Genomic DNA, 3,589 nt, shown 5'->3' on the forward strand with positions numbered 1-3,589 from the left:
TGGGGTAGGGGCACCGAACGAGGATGTGGACGGGGATGGCAATGCGCCCCAGGTGGCGCTGCGTTTCCCGGGGCAGGTCTATGATGCGACCAGCCAGCTGAGCTACAACTACTACCGGGACTACAATGCGCAGACGGGGCGGTATGTGCAGAGTGATCCGATCGGGTTGGAGGGTGGAATCAATACCTATGGGTATGTGGGTGGAAATCCCCTATCTTATATCGATCAACGGGGCACTAACCCAATTTTAGGAGCAGAATTGGGCGCCAGTGCTGGTTCCGCAGTTCTACCGCTCGCTGGGACCGCGGTAGGTGCAATAGCTGGTGCGGTGGCCGGGTACTACCTTGGAGACAAAGTCACCAATCTGATTCTCGGAAAAAATTCCCCGCTTGAAGCTTCTTACCCGCCTGGGGTATGGCCTGCCGATAAAGGTGCCGCTGAGTGGGGTAAAAGAAACGGGTTGGGCGCTCGAGAAGGGAAAGGGAGATTTCACGGAATAAAGCAGCGCTGCCCGGGAGGCAGTAATGCAACGGATGCATTTGGTGTGAATCCTGAAACTGGTGATGTGTATAGTCCAGATGGCGACTTGATCGATAACTTAGGTGAAGTCAAAAGCAAATGATTAATAAAAAATACTATATTGTAAGTGCTATATATGCGAAAGGAGACAACCTCAATCCGGAGGAAGTCTCTTCGGCATTGAGGTTGACCCCTACCGAAACGCGATCAAAAGGCGCATTGAAATTTCTTCCTAATGGCGAGGAGATCGTGGCGCCCATAGGTCTATGGGAGCTGCGAGAGGAATCCTACAGCGAGAGCCTAGATGAATTTATTGTTGAGTTGATCCGCAAATACCACTTAATTGGCGAAAGAAAGTCGTCTCTGTCTAGCGTTGAAGAATTTTTTCTTGACCTGTTTATATCGGTAGTGTCTTACAGTGACACTGATACGAATTTAGTCTTCACTCTTCGACCGGATACAATTGTTAAAATGAATGAGATTGGCATACCTATTAAATTCACTATAAATATTTCGGCTGATGGATAAGCACGGCCCCGGCCCGTGATCCTAAAAGTCCGCTTTTTGACTCCTGGAAGACACCTGAGCCCACTGATGCCGAAAGCGTTTACAGCGATGCGGTCAGGGGAGGTATGAATTCGTGGTATGGGAACGGCGCTAATGGCGATGTTTATAGATATTTCCCGGATAATGCTGGTGGCAGCCACTTTAGCGGTATTGTACCCGCCGCTAAAGTGCCGAATCCAGTGTTAAAGCTTTTGGGGGGAATAATGAAAACCTTTGGCGATATTAACGAGTTTGCTATCGAGTACTCCCTAAATGATAAGTATGGGGATAGCGGGACTGTCAGATTTTTTGTGTGGGGGCCGATAATGGCCTGTCATCAGGCAGGCCCTGATGTTCACCAGGTCGGCCTGATGAACCGATCCCCGTACAGAATCGCAAATTGATTCATCGCATTTTTCCAGTCATGGGCTGCAGAACCCCAGGTCGCCGTGATGTTTCGTAGCCCCAGCCAGATCAGTTTGGTGGCTGCGTCGTCGTTCGGGAAGTGGCCGCGGGTCTTGATGATCTTGCGTAACTGAGCATTGATGCTCTCGATCGCGTTGGTGGTATAGATCACCTTCCGGATGGCGGGCGGGAAAACAAAGAATGGAATCACTCGATCCCAAGCGCGTCTCCAGGCGGCCACGACCGTTGGGTACTGCTTGCCCCAGGGCCCGTTTTCAAATTCATCCAATGCCTGCTCCGCTGCTTGTGCGTTGATGGCCTGGTAAATCGGCTTCAGCGCCTTGGCTAGTGCTCGCCGCTTGTCCCAAGCCGCGTAGTCCAGGCTGTTGCGGATCAAATGTACAATGCATGTCTGCAGTGTTGTTTCTGGAAACACCGCGCTGAGGGCCTCTGGCATGCCCTTGAGGCCATCGGTCACAGCAATCAGCACGTCCTCGACGCCACGCGTCTTGAGGTCGTTGAACACCTTCATCCAAAACTTCGCACCCTCGGTATTTTCGTAAGCGCTCCATGAACCCCACATTCCAAGCGCTTATCTGATGCTCGATGCTGTGCTCCCGATTCTCTCAGGAGCCCTCGCCATGATGCGACCCGATGCAAAAGTCGAAAAAGTCTATCTCTACCCCAAGCCCGTCGACTTCCGAAAATCCATTGACGGCCTGGCTGCCCTGGTCGAGCTGGACATCAAGGTCGCGGTCTTCGACCCAGTGCTTTTTGTCTTCCTCAATCGCCACCGCAACCGCGTGAAGATCTTGTACTGGGAGCGCAACGGCTTCTGCCTTTGGCTCAAGCGCCTGGAGTCTGAGCGTTTCAAAACATCGCCCGATGTGACCGACGAAGCGATTGTCCTGACAGTCCGGGAACTCAACTGGATGCTCGACGGTTTTGACCTCTGGCGTAACCGTCCCCATCAAGTTTTGACGCCGCGATTCGTGGCCTGATTGGTATAATCCAGGGCATGAGTTCCGTGCCCGAAAACCTCCCCGACGATCTTCAACTTCTCAAGCAGATGCTTGCGAAGATGCAGTCGCGGGTCGGTTTTCTTGAAGAGGAAAACGCGTTGCTGCGTCAGCGCCTGTTCGGACGCAAGTCCGAGCAGACAGCTGATCCTGCGACACCTCAGCTGGCTCTCTTCAATGAAGCAGAAAGCATCGCCGACGTTGCCGACGAAGATACGGAAGAAGAGGTTGTCGCACCCGCCAAGCGTCGTGGCAAGCGCAAGCCACTGCCTGCGGATCTCCCGCGTATCGAAGTGATTCACGAACTGCCCGAGCATGAGCTGACCTGCGTCTGCGGCTGCCGCAAACACGCCATTGGCGAGGAAATCAGCGAGCAGCTTGAAATCGTCCCGATGCAGATACGGGTGATCAAACACGTCCGTACAGTCTACGGTTGCCGCGACTGCGAGACTGCACCGGTCACGGCGGACAAACCGGCTCAGGTGATTGAAAAAAGTATGGCCAGCCCGAGCGTTCTGGCGATGCTACTGACCACTAAATATGTGGACGGTTTACCCCTGCACCGCTTTGAAAAAGTGCTGGGTCGCCACGGCATTGATATCCCTCGCCAGATCTTGGCACGGTGGGTTATCCAGTGCGGAGAGCACTTCCAGCCGCTGCTGAATTTAATGCGCGATAGCCTGTTGGCCAGTCGCGTCATCCACTACGATGAAACGCGGGTACAGGTGTTGAAAGAGCCTGACCGCGAGCCAAGCAGCCAGTCGTGGATGTGGGTGCAAACCGGTGGCCCACCGGATAAGCCGGTGATCCTTTTTGACTACTCCACCAGCCGAGCGCAGGAGGTGCCTATGCGCCTGCTTGAGGGTTATCGTGGCTACGTCATGACCGATGATTACGCCGGATACAACGCGTTGGGCGCCCAAGCCGGAGTTGAGCGTTTAGGATGCTGGGCCCATGCTCGTCGCAAGTTCGTTGAAGCACAGAAAGTGCAGCCTAAAGGTAAAACAGGGCGTGCGGATATCGCGCTGAACCTGATCAACAAGCTTTACGGCATCGAACGCGACCTGAAGGCGTTGGACGACGCGGAACGCAAGATTGGT

At 53.8% G+C, this 3,589-nt stretch carries 4 protein-coding genes and 1 pseudogene; 4 read left to right on the forward strand and 1 reads right to left on the reverse strand.

Features of this window, described 5'->3' with window-relative positions:
• Together HB675_RS25535 and HB675_RS25540 are read left to right on the forward strand one after the other, a co-directional pair.
• A partial coding sequence (locus HB675_RS25535) for an RHS repeat-associated core domain-containing protein (RefSeq protein WP_213881947.1) occupies positions 1 to 622 on the forward strand: 622 nt, incomplete at its 5' end.
• Positions 619 to 1,047, forward strand: a complete 429-nt coding sequence (locus tag HB675_RS25540) for a DUF4279 domain-containing protein (protein ID WP_213881948.1) — start codon at positions 619 to 621, stop codon at positions 1,045 to 1,047. The genes HB675_RS25535 and HB675_RS25540, both read left to right, overlap by 4 nt.
• A 373-nt stretch (positions 1,048 to 1,420) precedes the next feature.
• Here the strand turns inward: HB675_RS25540 and HB675_RS25545 are convergent.
• Positions 1,421 to 2,029 (reverse strand): annotated as a pseudogene (locus HB675_RS25545) (IS256 family transposase); the annotation flags it as partial.
• Between the two features lie 40 nt (positions 2,030 to 2,069).
• Between HB675_RS25545 and tnpB the strand changes: the two are divergent.
• Complete coding sequence (tnpB, locus tag HB675_RS25550) at positions 2,070 to 2,471, forward strand: IS66 family insertion sequence element accessory protein TnpB (RefSeq protein WP_256737680.1); 402 nt, start codon at positions 2,070 to 2,072, stop codon at positions 2,469 to 2,471.
• 17 nt (positions 2,472 to 2,488) lie between these two features.
• The coding region (locus HB675_RS25555) for an IS66 family transposase (RefSeq protein WP_213881949.1) at positions 2,489 to 3,589 on the forward strand (1,101 nt) is incomplete at its 3' end.

It is taken from the genome of Pseudomonas sp. dw_358, assembly GCF_018449655.1.
GTDB lineage: Bacteria > Pseudomonadota > Gammaproteobacteria > Pseudomonadales > Pseudomonadaceae > Aquipseudomonas.

Bases quoted from the DNA above. Each gene is read 5' to 3' on its own strand.
- tnpB (WP_256737680.1), top strand. From the start codon at position 2,070: ATGCTCGATGCTGTGCTCCCGATTCTCTCAGGAGCCCTCGCCATGATG.
- HB675_RS25540 (WP_213881948.1), top strand. From the start codon at position 619: ATGATTAATAAAAAATACTATATTGTAAGTGCTATATATGCGAAAGGA.